Annotated in this window: 24 protein-coding genes; 21 read left to right on the top strand and 3 right to left on the bottom strand. The window is 72.8% G+C overall.

Annotated features, from left to right (window positions below; all coding sequences use genetic code 11):
* Positions 1-6: 6 nt before the first annotated feature.
* Both RB150_06360 and RB150_06355 read right to left on the bottom strand, forming a co-directional pair.
* Complete coding sequence (locus tag RB150_06360) at positions 7-858, bottom strand: hypothetical protein (GenBank protein MDQ7820155.1); 852 nt, start codon at positions 856-858, stop codon at positions 7-9.
* Positions 855-1670, bottom strand: a complete 816-nt coding sequence (locus RB150_06355; GenBank protein MDQ7820154.1) for a GntR family transcriptional regulator — start codon at positions 1668-1670, stop codon at positions 855-857. The genes RB150_06360 and RB150_06355 overlap by 4 nt, the downstream gene beginning before the upstream one ends.
* 132 nt (positions 1671-1802) lie before the next feature.
* Between RB150_06355 and RB150_06350 the strand changes: the two genes are divergently transcribed.
* The 6 genes from RB150_06350 to RB150_06325 all read left to right on the top strand — a co-directional run bounded on the left by RB150_06350 (position 1803) and on the right by RB150_06325 (position 7131).
* Positions 1803-3314, top strand: a complete 1512-nt coding sequence (locus RB150_06350; protein MDQ7820153.1) for an FGGY family carbohydrate kinase — start codon at positions 1803-1805, stop codon at positions 3312-3314.
* Positions 3311-3484 (top strand): hypothetical protein, encoded by a 174-nt coding sequence (locus RB150_06345; GenBank protein MDQ7820152.1) that lies wholly within the window; start codon positions 3311-3313, stop codon positions 3482-3484. The genes RB150_06350 and RB150_06345 overlap by 4 nt, the downstream gene beginning before the upstream one ends.
* A gap of 83 nt (positions 3485-3567) precedes the next feature.
* A complete protein-coding gene (locus RB150_06340; protein MDQ7820151.1) occupies positions 3568-3828 on the top strand; it encodes a metalloregulator ArsR/SmtB family transcription factor in 261 nt (86 codons plus the stop codon).
* A gap of 57 nt (positions 3829-3885) precedes the next feature.
* Entirely contained in the window at positions 3886-4278 is a 393-nt protein-coding gene (locus tag RB150_06335) for a DoxX family membrane protein (protein ID MDQ7820150.1), read from the top strand.
* 33 nt (positions 4279-4311) lie between these two features.
* Positions 4312-6666, top strand: a complete 2355-nt coding sequence (gene lon, locus RB150_06330; protein MDQ7820149.1) for an endopeptidase La — start codon at positions 4312-4314, stop codon at positions 6664-6666.
* 27 nt (positions 6667-6693) lie between these two features.
* Entirely contained in the window at positions 6694-7131 is a 438-nt protein-coding gene (locus RB150_06325; protein ID MDQ7820148.1) for a DoxX family protein, read from the top strand.
* A gap of 49 nt (positions 7132-7180) precedes the next feature.
* On the opposite strand, the gene RB150_06320 is transcribed toward RB150_06325, so the two are convergent.
* Positions 7181-7525, bottom strand: a complete 345-nt coding sequence (locus RB150_06320; protein MDQ7820147.1) for a PspC domain-containing protein — start codon at positions 7523-7525, stop codon at positions 7181-7183.
* A 263-nt stretch (positions 7526-7788) separates the two neighbouring features.
* Here RB150_06320 and topA point away from each other — a divergent pair, with 263 nt between their 5' ends.
* The 15 genes from topA to RB150_06245 all read left to right on the top strand — a co-directional run bounded on the left by topA (position 7789) and on the right by RB150_06245 (position 21622).
* The gene (topA, locus tag RB150_06315) at positions 7789-9960 is read left to right on the top strand and encodes a type I DNA topoisomerase (GenBank protein ID MDQ7820146.1); all 2172 of its coding nucleotides are present in this window, start codon (positions 7789-7791) and stop codon (positions 9958-9960) included.
* The gene (xerC, locus tag RB150_06310) at positions 9957-10886 is read left to right on the top strand and encodes a tyrosine recombinase XerC (GenBank protein ID MDQ7820145.1); all 930 of its coding nucleotides are present in this window, start codon (positions 9957-9959) and stop codon (positions 10884-10886) included. Before topA ends, xerC begins: the two co-directional genes overlap by 4 nt.
* A 191-nt stretch (positions 10887-11077) precedes the next feature.
* Positions 11078-11920, top strand: a complete 843-nt coding sequence (rpsB, locus tag RB150_06305) for a 30S ribosomal protein S2 (protein MDQ7820144.1) — start codon at positions 11078-11080, stop codon at positions 11918-11920.
* Positions 11921-12511 (top strand): translation elongation factor Ts, encoded by a 591-nt coding sequence (tsf, locus tag RB150_06300; protein ID MDQ7820143.1) that lies wholly within the window; start codon positions 11921-11923, stop codon positions 12509-12511.
* A 19-nt stretch (positions 12512-12530) separates the two neighbouring features.
* Positions 12531-13280 (top strand): UMP kinase, encoded by a 750-nt coding sequence (gene pyrH / locus RB150_06295; GenBank protein ID MDQ7820142.1) that lies wholly within the window; start codon positions 12531-12533, stop codon positions 13278-13280.
* Complete coding sequence (frr, locus tag RB150_06290) at positions 13280-13834, top strand: ribosome recycling factor (protein MDQ7820141.1); 555 nt, start codon at positions 13280-13282, stop codon at positions 13832-13834. Before pyrH ends, frr begins: the two co-directional genes overlap by 1 nt.
* Entirely contained in the window at positions 13831-14079 is a 249-nt protein-coding gene (locus RB150_06285) for a hypothetical protein (GenBank protein MDQ7820140.1), read from the top strand. The genes frr and RB150_06285 overlap by 4 nt, the downstream gene beginning before the upstream one ends.
* Positions 14076-14837 carry an isoprenyl transferase gene (locus RB150_06280; protein ID MDQ7820139.1) on the top strand — a complete coding sequence of 254 codons (762 nt, stop codon included), beginning with the start codon at positions 14076-14078 and terminating at the stop codon, positions 14835-14837. Before RB150_06285 ends, RB150_06280 begins: the two co-directional genes overlap by 4 nt.
* Positions 14830-15675: a phosphatidate cytidylyltransferase gene (locus tag RB150_06275; GenBank protein ID MDQ7820138.1), complete on the top strand. Its 846-nt coding sequence runs from the start codon at positions 14830-14832 to the stop codon at positions 15673-15675. The genes RB150_06280 and RB150_06275 overlap by 8 nt, the downstream gene beginning before the upstream one ends.
* Before the next feature lie 8 nt (positions 15676-15683).
* The gene (locus RB150_06270) at positions 15684-16868 is read left to right on the top strand and encodes a 1-deoxy-D-xylulose-5-phosphate reductoisomerase (GenBank protein ID MDQ7820137.1); all 1185 of its coding nucleotides are present in this window, start codon (positions 15684-15686) and stop codon (positions 16866-16868) included.
* Positions 16865-17926: a M50 family metallopeptidase gene (locus RB150_06265; protein MDQ7820136.1), complete on the top strand. Its 1062-nt coding sequence runs from the start codon at positions 16865-16867 to the stop codon at positions 17924-17926. The genes RB150_06270 and RB150_06265 overlap by 4 nt, the downstream gene beginning before the upstream one ends.
* 19 nt (positions 17927-17945) lie before the next feature.
* Entirely contained in the window at positions 17946-19028 is a 1083-nt protein-coding gene (gene ispG / locus RB150_06260) for a flavodoxin-dependent (E)-4-hydroxy-3-methylbut-2-enyl-diphosphate synthase (GenBank protein ID MDQ7820135.1), read from the top strand.
* The gene (locus RB150_06255; GenBank protein MDQ7820134.1) at positions 19025-19693 is read left to right on the top strand and encodes an MgtC/SapB family protein; all 669 of its coding nucleotides are present in this window, start codon (positions 19025-19027) and stop codon (positions 19691-19693) included. Before ispG ends, RB150_06255 begins: the two co-directional genes overlap by 4 nt.
* Positions 19690-20349, top strand: a complete 660-nt coding sequence (locus tag RB150_06250; protein MDQ7820133.1) for a rhomboid family intramembrane serine protease — start codon at positions 19690-19692, stop codon at positions 20347-20349. The genes RB150_06255 and RB150_06250 overlap by 4 nt, the downstream gene beginning before the upstream one ends.
* A 67-nt stretch (positions 20350-20416) precedes the next feature.
* Complete coding sequence (locus RB150_06245; protein MDQ7820132.1) at positions 20417-21622, top strand: methionine adenosyltransferase; 1206 nt, start codon at positions 20417-20419, stop codon at positions 21620-21622.

Genomic DNA, 21622 nt, shown 5'->3' with positions numbered 1-21622 from the left:
CGGCGCTCACGACTCCCCGGTCGCCCTCGCCGCGGCGACGGCGTCCTGGAGCTCGGCCCACGCGTGGTCGGCCGACCACCGATCCCGGATGACGCGGCACAGCGCCCGGGTCATGGCCTCGGGGTGCGGATGCTGGAAGATGTTGCGGCCGACCGAGCAGCCGATGGCGCCGGCCCGGCGGGCCTGCTCCATCCGGACCAGCAACTCCCGGTCGTCGATCACCGGCCCGCCCGCCAGGATGACCGGGACCCGGGTGGCCTCGACGATCCGCGCGAAGCTGGCCTCATCGCCGCTCCAGTTGACCTTGACGATATCCGCGCCCAGTTCGGCGCACAGGCGGGCGTTGCGCATCAGGTAGTCCGCCCCCCACGCGCCCGCCTGCCGGTCCAGGCTGGCGTAGGCGTTGGGGAACTCCGCCTCGGCGATGAACGGCATGCCCCAGCGGTCGCACGCCTCGGCGACCTGGGCCACATAGTGGATCATCTCCCGCTCGTCCGGACCGGCCAGGGCGACATACACGACCACCGCGTCGGCGCCCAGCCGCAGCGCCCACTCCACGGAGTTGATGGGCACCACCGCGGGTCCCCCGGGCAGGCCGGCGGCCGAGGCGGACAGCATGAGGGCCACGGAGGCGTCGGGGGGCAACGCGGGAGCCACGCGGGCGGCCATCCCGGCGCCCAGCATCAGGACGTTGGCGCCGCCGGCCAGGGCCTGGCGGGCCCGGGTCTCGATGTCGATGATCCCCGGCGGCAGCTGCGGAGCCGTCATGCCGTGGTCCAGGGCGCAGACCACGCATGTGCCATAGCGGGGTTCGATGAGGCGCCGCAGACGGATCACCTTGCCGACAGGAGGACTCATGGGCGCACCCGTTCCGCCCGCGCCACCGCCGGCCGCGGCGGTCCCGGTGCCGGCGCGGGCGCGTTCACCCGGTGGATCGTGAACTCGAAGACGTCAGGCACGTGGTATTCCATCGAGAGGAGCACCGGGCGGCCGTCGGCGGTGTAGTCGACCTGTTCCAGGAACAGCAGGGGGGTCCCCCGGCGGACGCGGAGGCGCCGGGCCAGGCTGCCGACCGCCCGCACCGGGCGGAGCCGCGCGCGCCCGTGGTGGACGACCACTCCGGCACTGCGCCGCAGCCACTCGTACAGCGACTCCCCCAGTCCGGCCAGCGGGTCCTCCCGGCGCGGCAGCAGGTCGGCGGAGAAGATGTCGGTGGACAGAACCACCGGCCGGCCGTCGGCCGTCCGCAGGCGCTCCAGCACCACCACGGGCGCCCCGGCGGGCAGACCCAGCGACGAGCACACCGACGGGGATCCCGGACTGATGCGGACGACCTTCTCGGCCGTGCCGGGGGTGTAGCCGCTCGATCGGATGAGGTCGGTGACTCCCCAGTTCTCGCCCAGGTTGTTGCGCAGGAACGGGGAGGCGGCGACGAAGGTGCCCACGCCGCGGGCCCGGGACAGCACGCCTTCCATCTCCAGCACCCGGATGGCCTCCCGCAGGGTCGCCCGGCTCACCCCCAGCAGGCTGGCCAGGGCGGGCTCAGGCGGCATCCGGTCGCCCGGGCGCAGGCGGCGGTCGGCGATCCACTCCCGCAACGCGTCCCGGACCAGCGCCGGCAGCAGCTGGCGGGATCGGGACCGCAACCGGGAGAGGACTTTGTCAGACATCTGACGTCTGCTTTTCACTTTACCCGCTGGCGCGGCGCCGGTCAAGGGCGACGGGCGCCGCGAGCCCGGCGGATCCCCCCCGGGCTGGGGCCGGCACAGGGACAGCCCGGGGCCGGCGCGAACTGGGGGCACGTGCGCGACGCCGTTCTCACCCTGGACCTGGGGACCACCGCCTGCAAGGCCACGTGGTTCGATCTGGACGGCCGTCCGCTGGCCGCCGCGTCCGCGGAGTACCCCACGCGCCACCCGCGGCCCGGGTGGGCCGAGCAGGACCCGGAGGAGTGGTGGACGGCGGCGGTGGCCGCCGCGCGGCGGGCCCGGGAGGCCGCGGGCGCGGTGCGGACGGTCGCCGTGGGCCTGTCGTCCCAGCGGGAGGGCGTGGTGCCGGTGGACGACCGCGGGACGCCGCTGGGTCCATGCATCATCTGGATGGACCGCCGGGCCACTGCGGAGGCGCGGGTGCTGGCGGAACGGTTCGGGGATGAGCTGCGGGAGCGCACCGGCCTGCGGGCCGACCCCACCTTCACCGCCTGCCGGCTGCTGTGGCTGCGCCGCCACCAGCCGGAGCTGTACAGCCGGACGCGCTACTTCCTCCAGCCGCGGGACTTTCTGTACCACCGGCTCACGGGCACGCCGGTCACGGACCCCTCGCTGGCGTCCCGCACGCTGCTGTTCGACATCCGCCGCCTGACGTGGTGGCCGGAGATGGCCGAGGCGGTGGGGGTGGACCTCTCCCGCTTTCCCCCGCTGTACCCGTCGTCCTCCGCCCCCGGCGCCCTGCAGCCTCCCGCGGCCTCCGCCCTGGGGCTGACACCCGGGACTCCGGTGGCCGTGGGTGCCGGCGATCGGGCGTGCGAGGCACTGGGCCTGGGGCTGGCCGGGGAGACGGCCATGGTGTCCACCGGGACCACCACCAACGTCTCCGTGGCCGTCCCCCAGGTCCCCGAGGTCCTGGGCCCGGGAGTCCTGTGTTCGGCCCACTGCCTGCCCGGGCAGTACCTGCTCGAACAGGGCCTGGGCGCCTCGGGGGCGATCCTGCGGTGGCTGCGGGATCGGATCCTGGCAGGACGCCTGGACTACCCGGTGCTGGACGCGCTGGCTCAGGACAGCCCGCCCGGCGCCCGGGGGCTGCTCCTGCTGCCGTTCTTCGCCGGCGCCCGCGCCCCCCGGTGGAATCCGGCCGCCCGGGGGGTGTGGTTCGGGTTGACGCTGTCCCACGACCTGGGAGATCTGGTGCGCAGCGTCCTGGAGGGCGTGGCATACGAGGTGCGGGCATGCCTGGAGGAACTGCACCGGATCGGGGTGGCCGTGACTACTCTGGTCTCGGCCGGCGGCGCCGCCCGCAGCGCCCTGTGGCGGGAGATCACGGCCGACGTGACCGCCCGCCCGGTCGCCGTGCCCGTCCAGACCGAAGCCGCCTCCCTGGGCGCCATGCTCCTGGCTGCCGCGGCGGTGGGTGCTGCCGCCGACCCGCTGGCGGCGGCCCAGCAGGCCAACCCCGCCGTGGTCACCGTCCGGCCCCAGGCCTCCCGGGCGGCGCGGTACGAGAGGAGCTACCGGCTGTACGCCGCTGTGTACGCAGCCGTGGCGCCGCTGTTTCCCCCCGTGGATCAGGACGAGGACGCCGACGCCGGCTCGAGGTGACTGACCTTGCCGACAGGAGCCGCTGGGAGGAGGCGGCCGAGGCCCTCAGCCGCTACCTCGCTGGCGCGCGGTCGGCGGCCACCCTGGTGGGCGTGGCCTCTCTGGTCCACCCGGAGATGCTGGTGGAGATCGAGGTGGAGGCCGCGGTGGATGACGGGGCGGCCTCTTGACAGGAGAGACCTGGCCGGGTAAGGTGTTCCATGGTTTTTTAACTATGACCTCAACGTCGCGGCGGGAGAGCGGAGAGCGCCAGATGGTGCGGATCTTCCGGGCCCTGGGGGATCCCACCCGGTACCGGATCGTGCGGGTGCTGATGGAACGGGAGGAGGTCGCCTGCCGGGACCTGTCCCGGCTGTTCGCCCTCAGCGCACCGGCCCTGTCGCACCACTTCCGCGTCCTCCAGGAGTGCGGGCTGATGCGGGTGCGTCGCGAAGGACCCTACCACTTCTTCCGGCTCAACCGCCCCCTGCTGGAGAGAGCCCTGGGGGGGTGGCGGGCGCCGCCGCCGGAATAGATTTCGCGGGAGGATGAGTTTTACGTTTTTAGAATTCTAAAATCGAGGTGCACAGGTATGGTTCAAGTCCTGTTTCTCATCGGCCGCATCATCCTGGGCGTCTTTTACCTGTTCAACGCCGTCAACCACCTCACCCGGCTCGACGAGATGAGCCGGTGGGCGGCCAGTAAGGGCGTGCCGGCCGCCCGGGTGCTGGTGGTCGTGACCGGCGCGATGCTCCTGGTGGGCGGGCTGACGGTCTTGCTGGGCGTGTACCCCGCGGTGGGCGTGGCCGCCCTGACGGTCTTTTTCGTCCCCGTGACATTCTGGATGCACGACTTCTGGGCGGTGCAGGACCCCCTGCAGCGGGTCGTGCAGATGGTGAACTTCACCAAGAACCTGGCCCTGCTGGCGTCGGCGTGGATCCTGCTGGCTGTCCCGCAGCCCTGGCCGCTGAGCCTGGCGCGGTAGGCGCGCGGTAGGGGAGCGGGTGGGGGTGAGGGGATGAGCGCCGCGGACCGTCCGACGTTGCCCGCCATCGCCCTGCCGGGCGTGGTGGTCCTGCCATCCATGGCCCTCACCCTCCCGGTGAGCGACGCGGCCGGCGCCGCGGCCGTGGACGAGGCCGTGCGGGGGGACCACCTGGCTCTGCTGGTGCCCGCGCACCCGGACGCCGAGGACCGCTCCCTGGCCGAGCGGCTGCTGCCGGTGGGGGTCGTGGCGCGCATTGAGCGGGTCTCCCACGGCGGCCCCGCCGAGCGGGGGGTCCTGATCCGCGCCCTCCACCGGGCGGTGCTGGGCCAGCTGGTGCAGGACGACCCCTGCCTGCGGTTCACCTACGAGGCGCGCCCGGACCCGCAGACGTGGCCCCCGGAGGTGGAACAGCTGCGGCTGCGGGTCCTGGCTGCCATCGAGCTGTTCGTCAGCCGCCAGCCGGGCATCCCCCAGGAGGTGCTGAACTTCGTCCGCGGCATCAGCCACCCCGGCCAGCTGGCCGACAGCGCAGGGTATGCGCCCGAGATGTCGTTTGCCGAGCGGGCCGACCTGCTGCAGACCGTTGACCTCGCCGAGCGCCTGCAGAAGGTCCTGGCGTTCTTCCAGCGCCAGATCCAGCTGCAGGAACTCAAAGAGGAAATCCGCTCCCGGGTGCGGGAGGCGGTGGAGAAGACCCAGCGGGAGTACATCCTGCGGGAGCAGCTGCAGGCGATCCGCCGGGAACTGGGCGAGGAGGACGACGGGGCCGCCGAGATCGAGCGCTACCGCCAGCGCATCGAGGCCTCCGGGATGCCCGAGGAGGCGCGGCGGGAGGCGCTGCGGGAGCTGGCGCGCCTGGAACGCCTGCCGCCCCAGGCGGCCGAGTACAGCGTCATCAAGACCTACCTGGAGTGGCTGGTGGACCTGCCCTGGCAGCGGTCGGACCCCGAAGAGATCGACATCGCCCGGGCCCGGGCCGTGCTGGACGAGGACCACTACGACCTCGGGGAGGTCAAAGAGCGCATCCTGGAGCACCTGGCGGTGCGCAAGCTGCGCGCCGAGCGGGGCACCGGCGGCGCCGACGGTCCGGTGATCCTGTGCTTTGTGGGCCCGCCGGGCGTGGGCAAGACGTCCCTGGGCCAGAGCATCGCCCGCGCCCTGGGGCGGAAATTCACCCGCATGTCCCTGGGCGGCATCCGGGACGAAGCCGAGATCCGGGGCCACCGCCGCACGTACGTGGGCGCGATGCCCGGCCGCATCATCCAGGCCATCCGGCGGGCGGGGACCAACAATCCGGTGTTCATGCTGGACGAGGTGGACAAGATCGGCGCCGACTGGCGGGGGGATCCGGCGGCGGCGCTGCTGGAGGTGCTGGACCCGGCCCAGAACGCTCACTTCCGCGACCACTACCTGGACGTGGACTTCGACCTGTCCCGGGTGATGTTCATCACCACCGCCAACCTGCTGGACCCGATTCCCCCGGCCCTGCGGGATCGCATGGAGGTCCTGCACCTGGACGGCTACACCGAACACGACAAGATCCACATCGCCCGGGGCTTTCTGCTCCCCCGCCAGCGGGCTCTCAGCGGGCTGCGGGAAGAGGAGGTGGCTTTCACCGATGACGCGGTGCGCGCCATCATTCGCGACTACACCCGGGAAGCCGGGGTGCGCCAGCTGGAACGGGAGATCGGCCGTGTCCTGCGCAAGGTGGCCACCGCGGTAGCCGACGGGCGACTGGCGCCTCCGGTCCTCGTGGACGCCGCCCGCGTGCCGGACTACCTCGGAGTCCCGCGCTTTGCCTCCGAGCTGGCCGAGCGCACCGGGCGTCCGGGGGTGGCCACGGGTCTGGCGGTCACCCCCACCGGGGGCGAGGCCATCTTCGTAGAGGCGGCCCGCATGCCGGGCGAGGAACGGCTGACCCTCACCGGACACCTGGGGGAGGTGATGAAGGAGTCGGCGCAGATCGCCCTCAGCTACGTGCGCTCCGCCGGGCCGGCGCTGGGCGTGGACCCGGGGCGGCTGCGGGGCCACGAGGTGCACATCCACGTGCCGGCGGGCGCCACCCCCAAAGACGGCCCGTCGGCGGGGGTGGCGATGGTCGCGGCCCTGGTCTCACTGCTGTCGGGGCGGCCGGTGCGGGCGGATGTGGCGATGACGGGGGAGATCACCCTGCAGGGTCAGGTTCTGCCGGTGGGCGGGATCCGCCAGAAGCTGCTGGCGGCGCAACAGGCCGGGCTGCGGACGGTCATCCTGCCGGCGCGCAACGCCGCCGAGATGCGGGAGATCCCGGAGGAGGTACGGGCGCAGCTGGAGGTCCGGTTCGTGCGGACCATCGAGGAGGCGCTGGCCATCGCGCTGCAGCCGGAGCCGGTGGCGGTGACCTGAATACGGTCCGCGGGAGGGGGGACGGAAATGGAGGCAGTGTTCGGTCAGGCGGGCCACTGGGGGCTGCTGGTCCTGCGGGTGGCCCTGGGCGTGGTCTTCATCTATCACGGTTATCCCAAGTTTTTCCGGGTCCCACCCGTCGGCGGAGCGGCCGGCTTTGCCAAGTTCCTGGGCATGATGGGGATCCCGGCGCCGCTGTTCTTCGCCTGGGTGGTGGCGGTGCTCGAGTTCTGGGGCGGGATCGCCCTGATCCTGGGGCTGGCCACCCGGTGGCTGGGGCTGCTGTTCGCCATCGACATGCTGGTGGCCATCCTCAAAGCCAAGGCCGGTCGGGGCGTACGCTTCATGGCCATGGACACCACCGGGTGGGAGTTTGACTTCGTGCTGCTGGCCGGCGCGCTCGCCCTGATGCTGCTGGGCGGTGGCGCCTACTCCCTGGACGCGGCCTGGGGGCTGAGGATCTGAAAAGGGAGAAGGGAAGAGGGAAAAGGGAAAAGGGAAGAGACGGACGGGGTCAGTGGCCGGGGGTCTGCTCGCGTCCGGGGCCGGGGCGTTCTCCCGGCGGAAGGGACTCCCCGCGGAGGATCGCCAGCACCCGCCGCCCGGCGTCCAGCAGGTCGCCCGGCGCGGCCCGCAGGTTGTCGGTGAGGACAGCCAGCGCCTCACCGGGTGCGTCCTCCGAGCGCGGCAGCAGCAGCGCCAGCGCCACGTAGGCCAGGACGCCGATCCCGCTGGCAAACGCCAGCAGCAGGAACAGCGCGCGGATCACCGCGGGATCCACGCGCAGGTGCTCGGCCAGGCCTCCGGCCACGCCCAGCAGGATGCGGTTGTGCGGGCTGCGGGTCAGCCGTCGCGCCATCGGACTCTCCTCCCTCCGGCCGCGCCGCCCGGCCGGCCTGCTTTTTACGCTAACACAGGACCGGCGCGGCGCGCATCCGGCGGGGGCCGGATCCCGGCGGCCTTGACGGCCTGTGATAAGGTAGAGAGGAGATTGACAGCCGGCGCCCCCGCGCCGGCTGTTCGATGCGAGCGGCCGCGATCCACCTGACCATGGGTACTCGATCGCCGTCCCAGAGTCCGCAGGCCGACGGGCCGGTCCCGGCCGCCCGCCAGGGGCCCCGTGTGCCCCGCCCGGGGCGCCGGGCCGGGCAGCGCGCCCTGGTGGTGGTGGAGTCGCCCACCAAGGCGCGCACGCTGAAGAAGCTGCTGGACCGCCGCTACGAGGTCGTAGCGTCCATGGGGCACGTCAAGGACCTCCCGCGCAGCCGTCTGGGCGTGGACGTGGACAACGGCTTTGCGCCCCGCTACGTGGTCATCAAGGGCAAAGCCGCCATCCTCAAGGAGCTCAAGGAGGCCGCCCGCCGGGCCAGCGCCGTCTACATGGCCACCGACCCCGACCGGGAAGGCGAGGCCATCTCCTGGCACCTCAGCGACGTCCTGCGCCCGGTCAACCCGGCCATCAAGCGCATCGAGTTCCACGAGGTCACCAAAGACGCCGTGGAGCGGGCCCTGGCCCATCCCCGGGACATCGACCTGAACCTGGTCCACGCCCAGCAGGCCCGCCGGGTCCTGGACCGGCTGGTGGGCTACAAGCTCAGCCCGCTGCTGTGGCGGAAGGTGCGGGGCGGGCTGTCGGCGGGACGGGTGCAGTCGGTGGCCGTGCGGCTGGTGGTGGACCGGGAGAAGGAGATCGAGGCCTTCATCCCCCAGGAGTACTGGACCCTGCTGGCGCACCTGCGCGCCGCCGGCGGGACGTTCGCCGCCCGCCTGGTCGGGCGCAACGGGGTCCGGTACGGCACCCCCGCCGACGAAGGCGTGGAGGTCCTGCGCACCCGGCAGGATGTGGACGCGGTCCTGGCCGCGCTGGACGGGGTGGTCTGGACCGTCGCCGACGTCCGCCGCAAGGACCAGTTCCGCCACCCCGCGCCGCCGTTCACCACCAGCACCCTGCAGCAGGAGGCGAACCGGCGGCTGGGCTACACGGCGGCCCGCACCATGAGCGTGGCCCAGCAGCTGTACGAGGGCGTGGACCTGGGCCCCGAGGGGACCGTGGGCCTGATCACCTACATGCGTACCGACTCGGTGCGGGTGGCTGAGGCGGCCCAGCGCGAGGCGCGGGAGTTCATCGCGGCCACCTACGGAGCCGCCTACGTCCCCGACGCGCCCCGGGCGTACCGCTCGCGGCGGACCGCCCAGGAGGCCCACGAGGCCATCCGCCCCACCTCGGTGCACCGCACGCCCGACCGGGTGCGGCCCTACCTGCGGCCGGACCAGTACCGGTTGTACCGCCTGATCTGGGAGCGGTTCGTGGCCAGCCAGATGGCGTCGGCGGTCCTGGACACCCTGGCCGTGGACATTGCCGCCGGAGCGTACCGGTTCCGGGCCACGGGCTCCCGGGTCACCTTCCCGGGCTTTCTCGCGGTCTACCGGGACGTGGACGCCGACGAGGGCGCCGACAGCTGGCTGCCCGAGCTGGCCGTGGGTGATGTGCTGGCCCTGGAGCGGCTGGAGCCCCAGCAGCACTTCACCCAGCCGCCGCCCCGGTACACCGAGGCGTCGCTGGTGCGGGCGCTGGAGGAGCGCGGGATCGGTCGGCCCAGCACCTACGCGCCCACCATCGAGACCATCAAGCGCCGGGGATACGTGCGCTCGGTCAACCGGCGGCTGCACCCCACGCCCCTCGGCCGTCTGGTCAACGACCTGCTGGTGGAGCACTTTGCCGACGTGATGGACTACGACTTCACCGCGGCCCTGGAGGAGGAGCTGGACCAGGTGGAGGAGGGCCAGCTGGACTGGCGCAGGGTGGTCAGCGACTTCTGGACGCCGTTCCAGCATGACCTGCTGGCGGCCGAGCAGAAGATCGCCCCGGTGGAGACGCCCGTGGTGGAGATCGGCGAACCCTGTCCGTCCTGCGGCCGCCCGCTGGTCCGCAAACACGGCCGGTTCGGCGAGTTCATCGCCTGCTCGGGGTTCCCCGGATGCACCTACACCCGCCCCCTGGGCATCGGCGTGCCCTGCCCGCGCTGCCGGGTGGGAGAGATCGTCGAGCGCCGCTCGCGCCGGGGCCGCACCTTTTACGGCTGCAGCACCTACCCGGCGTGCGACTTCACCAGCTGGGACCGGCCCACCGACCGCCCGTGTCCGCGCTGCGGGGCGCAGGTTCTGGTCGTGCACCAGACCGCCCGCCGCAGCGAGCTGCGCTGCCCCGACCGGGCCTGCGGCTATTCCGAGCCGGCGCCTCCTCCCGCCGCCGACGACGCCCGGCCGGGGGGAGAGGACCGGCCGGCTCCATGAGCCCCGCCGCCCCCTCCGGCCGCGTCCCCGATCCGCCGGCGGACGTCCCTCCGGACGTGGCCGCCTACCTGCGGGCGCTGGAGGGAGAGCGCGACGCCTCGGCCCACACCCTGGCTGCCTACGCCCGGGACCTGCGGGCGTTTGCCGCGTTCCTCCGCCGGCAGGGCCTGGTCCGCTGGGATCAGGTCACCCCGGAGGTGGCCCGCCGGTACGTGGTGGAGCTGGACCGCCGATACGCCCGCAGTTCCATCGCCCGACGGCTGTCGGCCCTGCGAGGGTTCTTCCGGTTCCTGTACCGCGAGGGGATCGTGACCCGCAATCCGATGAGCCTGGTGGGTCCGCCCCGCCGGCCGCGGCGGCTGCCGCAGTTCCTCACCCCCGAGGAAGTGCGGGCGGTCCTGGCCGCGCCCGACGTGACCACCCCCCGGGGCCTGCGCGACCGGGCGCTGCTGGAGGTCCTGTACGCCACCGGGATGCGCGTGGCCGAACTGGTGGGCCTGCGGCTGGCCGACCTGCAGTGGGAGGGAGAGATCCGGGTGCTGGGCAAGGGGCGCCGGGAGCGCATCGTCCTGCTGACCGCGGCGGCCCGCGAGGCCCTGGACCACTACCTGACCCGGGCCCGGCCGCAGCTGGTGGGGGCGCGGCGCACCGACGCGGTCTTCGTGAACGCCCGCGGCGGCCCGCTCACCGACCGGGGCGTGCGGGTGATCGTCCTCCGGGCCATCCGCCAGGCGGCCCTGGCCCGCCGGGTGAGCCCCCACGTGCTGCGCCACACCTTCGCCACCCATCTGCTGGATGGAGGAGCCGACCTGCGGGCGGTTCAGGAACTGCTGGGCCACGCCTCTCTGCGCACCACCCAGGTCTACACCCACGTCTCCCGGGACTGGCTCAAGCGCGTGTACGACCGGGCGCACCCGCGGGCCTGACGCCGCCGGAGAAGGTGTGCTATACTACGGCGGGCTCGCCGCACGGCGATGGGCGCCCCGGGTCGCCGCCGGGGCGCGGTCGTCTGTGGCGGGCCCGGAGATCGCACGCCTCCCGACTCCGCCGGGGGTCCCTTCGGGGTCCGGCGGGGGAGGACGGAGGCGGAGGAGACAACCAGGAGGAGGGACAGATCGTGCCGGTTGTGACCATGAAGCAGTTGCTGGAGGCCGGGGTCCACTTCGGGCACCAGACCCGCCGGTGGAACCCCAAGATGGCCCGCTACATCTTCACCGAGCGCAACGGCATCCACATCATCGACCTGCAGAAGACCGTCCCCATGATCGAGCAGGCCTACCAGTTCGTCCGGGAGGCCGTGGCCGCCGGCGGGACGTGCCTGTTCGTGGGGACGAAGAAGCAGGCGCAGGACGCCATCCGGGAGGAGGCCACCCGGGCCCAGCAGCCCTACGTCGCCGTGCGGTGGCTGGGCGGGATGCTGACCAACTTCCAGACGATCCGCCGGCGGGTGGAACGGCTGCGGGAGATCGAGGACATGCGCGACCGTGGCCACCTGGACGTGCTGCCCAAGAGGGAGCAGGCCCGGCTGCTGGAGGAGCTGGCCCGGCTGGAGAAGTACCTGGGCGGGGTGAAGAACATGACCACCCTGCCCGCCGTGGTCTATGTGGTGGACACCCGCAAGGAGCACATCGCGGTGGCCGAAGCGCGCAAGCTGGGGATCCCGGTGGTGGCCATCGTGGACACCAACTGCGATCCCGACGAGGTGGACTATCCCATCCCCGGCAACGACGACGCCATCCGGGCGGTGCGGCTGATCACCAGCCGGATCGCCAACGCCTGCCTGGAGGGCCTGGAGGAGCGGCGCAAGCGCGAGGTGGTCGAGGAGGCGCCGGCCGCGGCCCCGGCCGAGGCCCCGGAGGCGCCGGAAGAGGTGCCGGAGGAGGTCCTGGCCGAGGAGGGTCTGGTCGAGGAGATCCTGCCCGAAGCCGAGCCGGTGGAGCTGGCGGAGGAGGAGCGGTAGGTGGACCCCACAGTGTCGGAGATCGGGATCGAGTTGATCAAGGAACTGCGCGCCCGCACCGGGGCCGGCGTGATGGACTGCCGGGCGGCGCTGCGGGAAGCCGGCGGCGACCTGGAGCGCGCCGTGGAGATCCTGCGGGCCCGGGGCGTGGCCGTCGCGGCCCGCAAGGCCGGCCGGGTGGCCGCCGAGGGGCTGGTGGAGGCGTACGTCCACACCGGCGGGCGGGTGGGGGCGTTGGTGGAGGTCAACTGCGAGACGGACTTCGTGGCCCGCACCGACGACTTCCGGCGCCTGGCCCGGGACCTGGCGATGCAGGTGACCGCATCGGCTCCCCTCTACGTGAGCCGGGAGGAGGTGCCGGCCGACGTGGTGGAGGCCCAGCGCCGCCAGTTCGCCGCCGAGCTGGCCGGCAAGCCGGCGGCGGCGGTGGACGGGCGGCTGGAGAGGTGGTTCCAGGACGTGGTGCTGCTGGAGCAGCCGTTCATCCGGGATGAGTCGCGCCGGGTCCGGGACATCATCACCGAGGCCATCGCCCGCCTGGGGGAGAACATCCGGGTCCGGCGGTTTGCCCGATTCCGGGTCGGGGAGTGACGACGAGGGGAGGGCCCCCATGACCTCGGTCCCCTCTCCCAGATACCGGCGCGTTCTGCTCAAGCTCAGCGGCGAAGCCCTCGCCGGCGAGGGCCGCACGGGGCTGGATCCCGGCGTCCTGCGCCTGGTGGCCCGGGAGGTCAAGGACGTGATGGCCCAGGGCGTCCAGGTGGCCATCGTGGTCGGCGGGGGCAACCTGGTGCGCGGGGCCGACCTGTCGGCCCGGCTGGGCATCGACCCGGTGACCGGCCACTACATGGGCATGCTGGCCACGGTCATCAACGCCCTGGCCCTGCAGGACATCATGGAAAAAGAAGGGCTGGTGACCCGGGTGCAGACCGCCCTGGAGATGCACCAGATCGCCGAGCCCTACATCCGCCGCCGCGCCATCCGCCACCTGGAGAAGGGGCGGGTGGTCATCTTTGCCGGCGGGACCGGCAGCCCCTATTTCACCACCGATACGGCCGCCGCCCTGCGCGCCATCGAGATCGAGGCCGACGCGGTCCTCATGGCCAAGAAGGGGGTGGCCGGCGTCTACGACAAGGATCCCAACGTCTACCCCGACGCCGTCCTGTTCCGCCGGCTGGAATACATGGACGTGCTGAACCGGGACCTGAAGGTGATGGACGCCACGGCCGTGGCGCTGTGCAAGGACAACAACATGGACATCATCGTCTTCGACGTGGCCCAGCCGGGCAACATCCGTCGGGCCGTCCTGGGGGAGGACGTGGGCACGCTGGTCACCCAGGGAGGAGGGGTGCGACGGTGATTGCGGAGGTGCTGGCCGACGCCCGCACCCGGATGCAGAAAGCGGTGGAGGCCACCCGCCACGAGCTGGCCGCCCTGCGGACCGGCCGCGCCAGCCCCGCCCTGCTGGAACAGATCCGGGTGGAGTACTACGGGGTTCCCACCCCCATCACCCAGATGGCCACGGTGACGGTGCCGGAACCGCGGCTGCTGGTCATCCAGCCCTGGGACCGCAAGTTCGTCAAAGAGGTCGAGAAGGCGATCCTCAAGAGCGACCTGGGGCTGGTTCCCACCAGCGACGGGGTGCACGTGCGCGTGCCGATCCCGCCCCTCACCGAGGAGCGGAGGCGGGAACTGGTCAAGGTGGCCCACAAGCACGCCGAGGAAGGGCGCGTGGCCATCCGCAACGTGCGCCGGGAGGCCAAGGAGATGATCGAGCGCCTGGAAGACGACGGCGAGATCTCCGAGGATGAAGCCCGGCGGGCCCTGGACGAGCTGCAGAAGCTCACCGACCGCTTCATCGGCGAGATCGACGCCCTGCTCCAGGCCAAGGACAAGGAGATCATGGAGCTGTGACGGCCCCGCCCGCCCCTGCGACGTCCCGCCCCGACCCCACCGACGTGGTGGGCCTGGAGATCGAGCAGGCCCTCGCGCGCCTGGCCGCCGCCGGCGTGCCGGTGCGGTCGGTGCGGGAGACCCGCCCGCCGTTCCCGGTGGCCCTGGAGGGCCCCCTGCGGGTGATCCGGGTGCGCCGGGATCCGGAGGGGGGCGTGGACCTGGTGGTGACCCCCGAACGGATCGCCGCGCCGGCCGAGCCGTGAGCCGCCCGGATGTTCGTCCTTCCGGTGTCCTCCTGGACCCGGACCGCATGCCGGCCCACGTCGCCATCATCATGGACGGCAACGGCCGGTGGGCCGCCTCCCGGGGGCTGCCCCGGGTCGCCGGCCACCGGGCCGGCCTGGAGGCGGCGCGCCGCACCGTGGACGCCTGCCGCGACCTGGGGGTGCGGGTCCTGACCCTGTACGCGTTTTCCACCGAAAACTGGCGTCGGCCCGCCGAGGAAGTGACCGCGCTGATGGCGCTGCTGGCCGAGGCGGTGCGGGAAGAGGCGTCGGACCTGTTGCGCGCCGGGGTGCAGCTGCGGGTCAGCGGCGATCTCCAGTCGCTGGATCCCGCGTTGCGGGACCAGATCGCGGACGTGGTGGAGCGCACCCGGGAAAACGGCGCGCTGGTCCTCAACGTGGCCTACAACTACGGCGGGCGGGCCGAGATCGTGACCGCCCTGCGCCGGGTGGCCGCCGACGTGGCCCGCGGAGCGCTGCGGCCGGAGGCCATCGACGAGGCCCTGGTGGACCGCTACCTGTATACGGCCGGGCTGCCCGATCCCGACCTGCTCATCCGCACCGGCGGGGAGCAGAGGGTCTCCAACTTCCTCCTGTGGCAGATCGCCTACACCGAGCTGTACTTCTGCGACGTCTACTGGCCCGACTTCTCCCGCAGCCACCTGGAGGCCGCCATCGCCGAGTACCAGCAGCGTCGCCGCCGGTTCGGCGGCGTGGAGGACAGTCTGGGTGGCTGACGTTCGCCGTCGGCTCGCCGGGGCCCAGCTGGGCCGGCGCACTGCGACCGCCGTGGCCGGCATTCCGCTGGTGGTGGCCGCCCTGTGGGCCGGAGGCGGGTGGTGGATCGCGCTTCTGGCCGCCGTGGGGATCCTGGGGTGGTGGGAACTGGTGCGCCTGCGCCCGCCGTCGGCTCCGCAGCGCTCCGGGCGGGCGGACGGCCTGACGCTCCCGGCCACGGCTGCCGCGGCGGCCGTGGCGGCGCGCGCTTCGCTCCCCGCGACGGAGGCCCTGCTGGCCGTGTGGGCGGTGACGACCGTCCTGGCGGCGTGGGCGTATCGGGGCGTCGGGCGCCCGTCCGCCGGACCGGTGGCCGGGAGTCCGTTCCTCCCCGCGCTGATGGCCCCGACGTACCTCGGCGTCCCCCTGGGGCTGCTGGCGCGCTGGCGCGCGGAGGCGGGCGCGGGGGAGGTCCTGGCGTTTGTGGTCACGATCTGGACGGTGGATGTGGCGGCGTACGCCGTCGGGCTCGCCGCCGGCCGCCACCGGCTGGCCCCGCGGATCAGCCCGGGCAAGAGCTGGGAGGGTGCGGCGGCCGGCCTGGCCGCGGGCCTGGCGGTGGGAATGGGGACCGCCTCGATACTGGGCCTGTCTTCCGGAAGCGGGGCGGTGTTCGGCGTCGTCGTCAGCGCCAGCGCCCAGGCCGGCGACCTGCTGGAGTCCGCCCTCAAGCGCGCCGCCGGGGTCAAGGACTCCGGCGCGCTGCTGCCCGGCCACGGCGGGGTCCTGGACAGGTTCGACGGCATGCTGGTGGCCGCGCCGGTGGGCTACCTGCTGGCCGCCGCCTGGGGGCGGTGAGCTCGGCCGTGGAGCGCCGACGGCGTCTGGTGATCCTGGGCAGCACCGGCAGCATCGGCCGCCAGGCCCTGGAGGTGGTGGAGCAGACCGGGGAGTTCGAGGTGGTGGGCGTGGGCGCGCGCCGGAACGCCTCCGCGCTCGCCGAGCAGGTCCGCCGATTCCGTCCCGAGGTGGTGGCGCTGGACGACCCGCAGGCCGCCGCCGAGCTGCGTTCGGAGCTGCCGTCCGGCGTGCAGCTGCTGTCGGGCCCCCACGCCCTGGAGGCCCTGGCCGCCTGGGGGGAGGCGGACGTGGTTCTGGTGGCGGTGGTGGGTGCCGCCGGGTTGCTGCCCACCCTGGCCGCGCTGCGGGCCGGCCGCGACGTGGCCCTGGCCACCAAGGAGGTGCTGGTGGCCGCCGGCGCTGTGGTCATGGGCGAGGCGCGGGCGCGGGGCCGGCGGGTGCTGCCGGTGGACAGCGAGCATGTGGCCATCGCCCAGTGCCTGCGCGGCGAGTCGCCCGACGCGGTGCGCAGGATCCTGCTGACCGCCTCGGGCGGGCCATTCCTGCGCTGGCCGCGCGAGGCGCTGGCGGCCGCGCGCCCGGACGACGCCCTGGCGCACCCCACCTGGAGGATGGGCCCCAAGATCACGGTGGATTCGGCCACGCTGATGAACAAGGGGCTGGAGGTGATCGAGGCCCATCACCTGTTCGGCGTCCCCCCGGAGCGCATCGAGGTGGTCATTCACCCCCAGAGCATCGTCCACTCCCTGGTGGAGTTCGTCGACGGCAGCGTGAAGGCCCAGCTGGCTCCTCCGGACATGCGCCCCGTCATCGCCTACGCCCTGCGGGGCGGGGATCGCCGGCCGCTGCCGGCGCCGTCGGTGGACTGGGATCGCCTGACCCTGACCTTTGAACGGCCCGACCCGGCGCGGTATCCTTGCCTGGGGTATGCCTACGAGGCGCTGGCCGCCGGCGGCACCATGCCGGCCGTGCTCAACGCCAGCAACGAGGTGGCTGTGGAGCTGTTCCTGCAGGGCCGCATCAGGTTTCTGGACATCCCGGCGATCGTCCGCCGGACCCTCGACGCCCACCGGCCGGTGAGCTCTCCCACGGTGGAGGAGATCCTGGCCGCCGACGCCTGGGCCCGGACGTACGCCCGGGGAGATCCGGCGCGCGCCGGCCCGGGCCCCGCCCGGGCGGGTGATCCATGAGCGGCGTGCAGCCGGTGAACCTGGGGTGGGCCATCGTCGCCTTCGGGCTGATGATCTTCGCCCACGAGCTGGGGCACTTCCTGATCGCCCGGCGTACCGGCGTCACCGTGCTGGCGTTCGCCCTGGGATTCGGGCCGCCGCTGGTGCGGATACGCCGCGGGGAGACGGTGTACGCGGTCAACGTTCTCCCCCTGGGCGGCTATGTGAGGCTGGCGGGGGAGGATGCAGAGGGCGCGAGCGGGTCCGGCAGCCTGCGCAGCAAGTCGGTCTGGCAGCGCATGGCCGTGGTGCTGGCCGGCCCGGTGATGAACCTGGTCCTGGCGGTGCTGCTGTTCGCCGGCCTGGCCGCCGCCCTGGGGGTGCCGGTGGGGATCAGCACCCGCATCGGACAGGTCCTCACCGTCTGCTCTGACGACGGCCGCCGGGTCACCTGTCCGGCGGCGGCGGTCGGCCTGCGGGCGGGCGACCGGATCGCGGCCATCGACGGGCAGCCCATGGCCGACGGCGAGCAGGTCATCGAGACCATCCACCGCCGTCCCCACGAGCGCCTGCGGCTGACCGTGGAGCGCGACGGGCGGCGGTTTGAGGTGGAGGTCACCACCATCCGCGACCAGCGCCAGGGGATCGGGCTTATCGGGTTCCGCCCGGAGTCGGTGCGCCAGCCCATGGGTCCGGGGCGGGCCCTGTGGTGGGGGGTGACCACCACCGGACAGTACGCGGCCGCCATCGGCGGGGCGGTGGCGGCCTTGGTCCGCCGCGGGACATTCTTCCGCGAACTGTCCGGCCCCGTGGACGCGGTGCGATTTCTGGGAGAGGCGGCCCAGGTCGGCGCGGAGCCCTTCGTGTACACGGCCGCCTTGCTCAGCATCATGGTGGGACTCTTCAACCTGCTGCCGGTGCCGGCGCTGGACGGAGGGCGGTTGCTGTTCCTGGTGGTGGAGGCCATCCGGCGGCGTCCGGTGGACCCCCGGCGGGAAGGCTACATTCACCTGGTGGGGTTTGCGCTGCTCATGCTGCTCCTGGTGGTGCTGACCGTGCGGGACCTGGGGCGCCTGTGAGCGGGCGGGGGAGACGGCGATGAGTCTGCGGCCGCGAGAGCAGACCCGGCGGGTGCGGGTGGGCCGCGTGGAGATCGGCGGCGGCGCGCCCATCGCGGTGCAGTCCATGACCGTCACCGACACCCGCGATGTGGAGGGGACCCTGGCCCAGATCTACCAGCTGGCCGCCGAAGGCTGCGAGATCGTCCGCCTGGCCGTCCCTGACCGGGAAGCCGCCCAGGCCCTGGCGCAGATCCGGCCCCGCAGCCCCATCCCCATCGTGGCCGACATCCACTTCGACTACCGGCTGGCCCTGGCCGCCCTGGAGGCGGGGGTGGACAAGCTGCGCATCAACCCCGGCAACATCGGCAGCCGGGAGCGCACGCGCATCGTGGCCCGGGCCGCCAAGGAGCGCGGCGTGCCCATCCGGGTGGGCGCCAACGTCGGGTCCCTCAGCAAGGCCATCCTGCGCCGGTTCGGCCGCCCCTGCGCCGAGGCGCTGGTGAGCAGCGCCCTGGAGGACATCCAGGTCCTGCAGGACCTGGACTTTCACGACATCGTGGTGTCGGTGAAGGCCTCGGACGTGCCCATGGCCATCGAGGCCTACACCATGATCAGCGAGCAGGTGGACTACCCCCTGCACGTGGGCATCACCGAGGCGGGCACCGCGTGGGCGGGGGGGATCAAGTCCGCCGTGGGCATCGGCGCCATCCTCTCCCGGGGCATCGGGGACACCATCCGGGTCTCCCTGGCGGCCGATCCGGTGGAGGAGGTGCGGGTGGCATACGAAATCCTCAAGAGCCTGGGCCTGCGCACCCGGGGCGTGCAGCTGGTGGCCTGCCCGTCCTGCGGGCGCGCCGAGGTGGACATCATCGCCATCGCCCAGGAGGTCGAGCGGCGGCTGGCCCGGCTGAACGCCCCCGTCAAGGTGGCGGTGATGGGGTGCGCCGTCAACGGGCCCGGCGAAGCGCGGATGGCCGACCTGGGGATCGCCTGCGGGCGGGGCATGGGGCTGCTGTTCCGGGGCGGGAAGATCATCGCCAGCCTGCCCGAAGACCGCCTGGTGGACGCCCTGATGGAGCAGGTGGAGGCGCTGGCCCGGGAGAAGGCGGCGGGAGCATGACGGTGCTGGAGCACATCGGCGTGGCCGCCCTGCGGCTGGGCCTGGCCCTGGTGCTGGGCGGACTGATCGGCTGGCAGCGGGAGAGCGCCGAGAAACCTGCGGGCTTCCGCACCCACATCCTGGTGTGCGTGGGGGCCGCCCTGTTCACCCTGATCTCGGCGGTGGGCTTCTTTGGGACCGGAGCCGACCCCGCCCGGGTGGCGAGCAACATCGTGGTGGGCATCGGCTTCCTGGGCGCCGGCACCATCTGGCGCACGGGGGCCAGCGTCCAGGGCCTGACGACCGCGGCCAGCCTGTGGACGGTGGCCGCCATCGGGACGGCGGTGGGCGTGGGGTACTACATCGGCGCCATCCTCACCACGGCCATCGTGGCGGCGGTCCTGACCCTGTTCAAGGGCTTTGAGGCCCGCATTCCGCGCCGGGGCGTGGGCCACCTCTCGCTGGTCATCGCGGACCGGCCGGGCCAGATCGGCCGCGTCGGCACCCTGCTGGGCAGCCTGGGCGTGAACATCGAGCACGTGGACATGTCCGGGCGGCAGGACGAGAAGGTGGTCCTTACCCTCGGCGTGCGCCTGCCGCCCCGGCTGAGCCGCGACGAGGTGCTGGTGGCGCTGGGGGACGTGGACGGGGTCGAGGCGGTACGCTGGGAAGACACCGCCGCATGATCCCCCTCCGCGACGACAACCCCTCCCGCTCCCCGCCGGTGGCCACCGTGGCCCTCATCGGGGCCTGCGTGGCCGTGTTCCTGCGCATGGCGTCCCTGGACGGCCCCGCCCTGCTGGCGTTCATCACCGCCTACGGGGCGGTGCCGGCGCGGCTGCTGGCGGATCCCCTGGGGGCGGCCCCCACCCTGGTGACCCACATGTTCCTGCACGGCGGGTGGGTCCATCTGCTGGGGAACATGCTGTACCTGTGGATCTTCGGCGACAACGTGGAGGACCTGATGGGCCACATGGGGTTTGTGGCCTTCTACCTGCTGTCGGGGGTGGCCGCCGTCCTGACCCACACGCTGCTGGCGCCCCTGTCGGACCGGCCCCTGGTGGGCGCCAGCGGCGCCGTGGCCGGCGTTCTGGGAGCTTACCTGGTCCTGTTCCCCCGGGCCCGGATCCTCTCGCTGGTACCCATGGGTCTGTTCACCCGGGTGGTGGCCGTGCCCGCGGTGGTGTTCCTGCCCCTGTGGTTCGTCCTGCAACTGGTGTCCGGGCTGGCCAGCCTGGACGGCCAGGCCGAGATGGTGGCCTGGTGGGCCCACGTGGGCGGCTTCGTGGCCGGCGTGCTGCTGGTCCCCGTGTTCGTGCGCCGCCGGCGCCCACGGTGGTGACCGGCGGGTAGGAGCGGAGCCGGCGGGCGCGAATCCATTCCCCGGACGCGGCGGCGAGGAGGTCCCGGTGCGGCAGATCACGGTGGAGGTCCTGTCCGGCAAGCCGGTGTCCGAGCACCAGGTGGAGATCGTGGAGCGCAAGGGGGTGGGCCACCCCGACTCCATCTGCGATGCCATCATGGAGCGGGTCAGCATCGAGCTGAGCCGCGAGTACCTGCGGCGCTGCGGGGCCATTCTGCACCACAACATCGACAAGGCCTTCCTGGTGGCGGGGACCGCCGAGGTCCGGCTGGGCGGGGGCCGGATCCTGGAGCCCATGCGCCTGATCTTCGGCGACCGCGCCACCTTCGAGATCGACGGCCAGCGGGTGCCCATTGAGGAGATCGCCATCTCCACGGCCAAGCGGTGGATCCGGGAGCACCTGCGGTTCGTGGATCCCGACGAGCACGTCCGGTACGACGTCCAGATCAAGCCCGGATCGCCCGAGCTGGTGGACATCTTCCGCCGGAACGCCCCCGGGGCCAACGACACGTCGGCGGCGGTGGGCTACGCGCCCCTCACCGAGACCGAGCGGCTGGTCCTGCTCACCGAACGGTACATGAACTCGCCGGCGTTCAAGGAGCAGTTTCCCGAGGCCGGCGAGGACATCAAGGTCATGGGGTTCCGGCGGGGCGACGAGCTGTCGCTGACGGCCGCGGTGGCCTTCGTGGACCGGTTCATCGACTCGGAGGAGACCTACTTCCGCCGCAAGGCGCAGATCCACGAGGCGGTGGAGGAGTACGTGCGGTCTGAAGCCCGCACCCTCACGAAGATCACCCTGGACCTGAATACCCTGGACATGCCCGGGCGCGGCCTGGGCGGCATGTACCTGTCCGTGACCGGCACGTCCGCCGAGGGCGGGGACAGCGGCCAGATCGGCCGGGGCAACAAGGTGAACGGGGTCATCGCCCTCAACCGCCCCATGGGCACCGAGGCGGCGGCGGGCAAGAACCCCGTCTCCCACGTGGGCAAGATCTACACCATCCTCACCCACCAGGTGGCCGACCGGATCTACCGGGAGGTGCCCGGCATCCGGGAGGTCTACGTGTGGATGCTCAGCCAGATCGGCGCCCCCATCGACCAGCCCAAGGTGGCGGCGGCGCAGATCATCCTGGAAAAGCGCGCCCGCCGCGCCGTGGCCGTCCGCCGGGTGCAGGAGATCCTGGAGCGGGAGCTGGCCAACATCCGCCAGCTCACCCGCGAGCTGGCCGAGGGCAAGTACCCGGTGGTCTAG

It is taken from the genome of Armatimonadota bacterium (genome assembly GCA_031081675.1).
Classification (GTDB): Bacteria; Sysuimicrobiota; Sysuimicrobiia; order Sysuimicrobiales; family Kaftiobacteriaceae; genus Calidihabitans; species Calidihabitans tengchongensis.
This window is presented reverse-complemented; position numbering and strand designations above follow the sequence as displayed.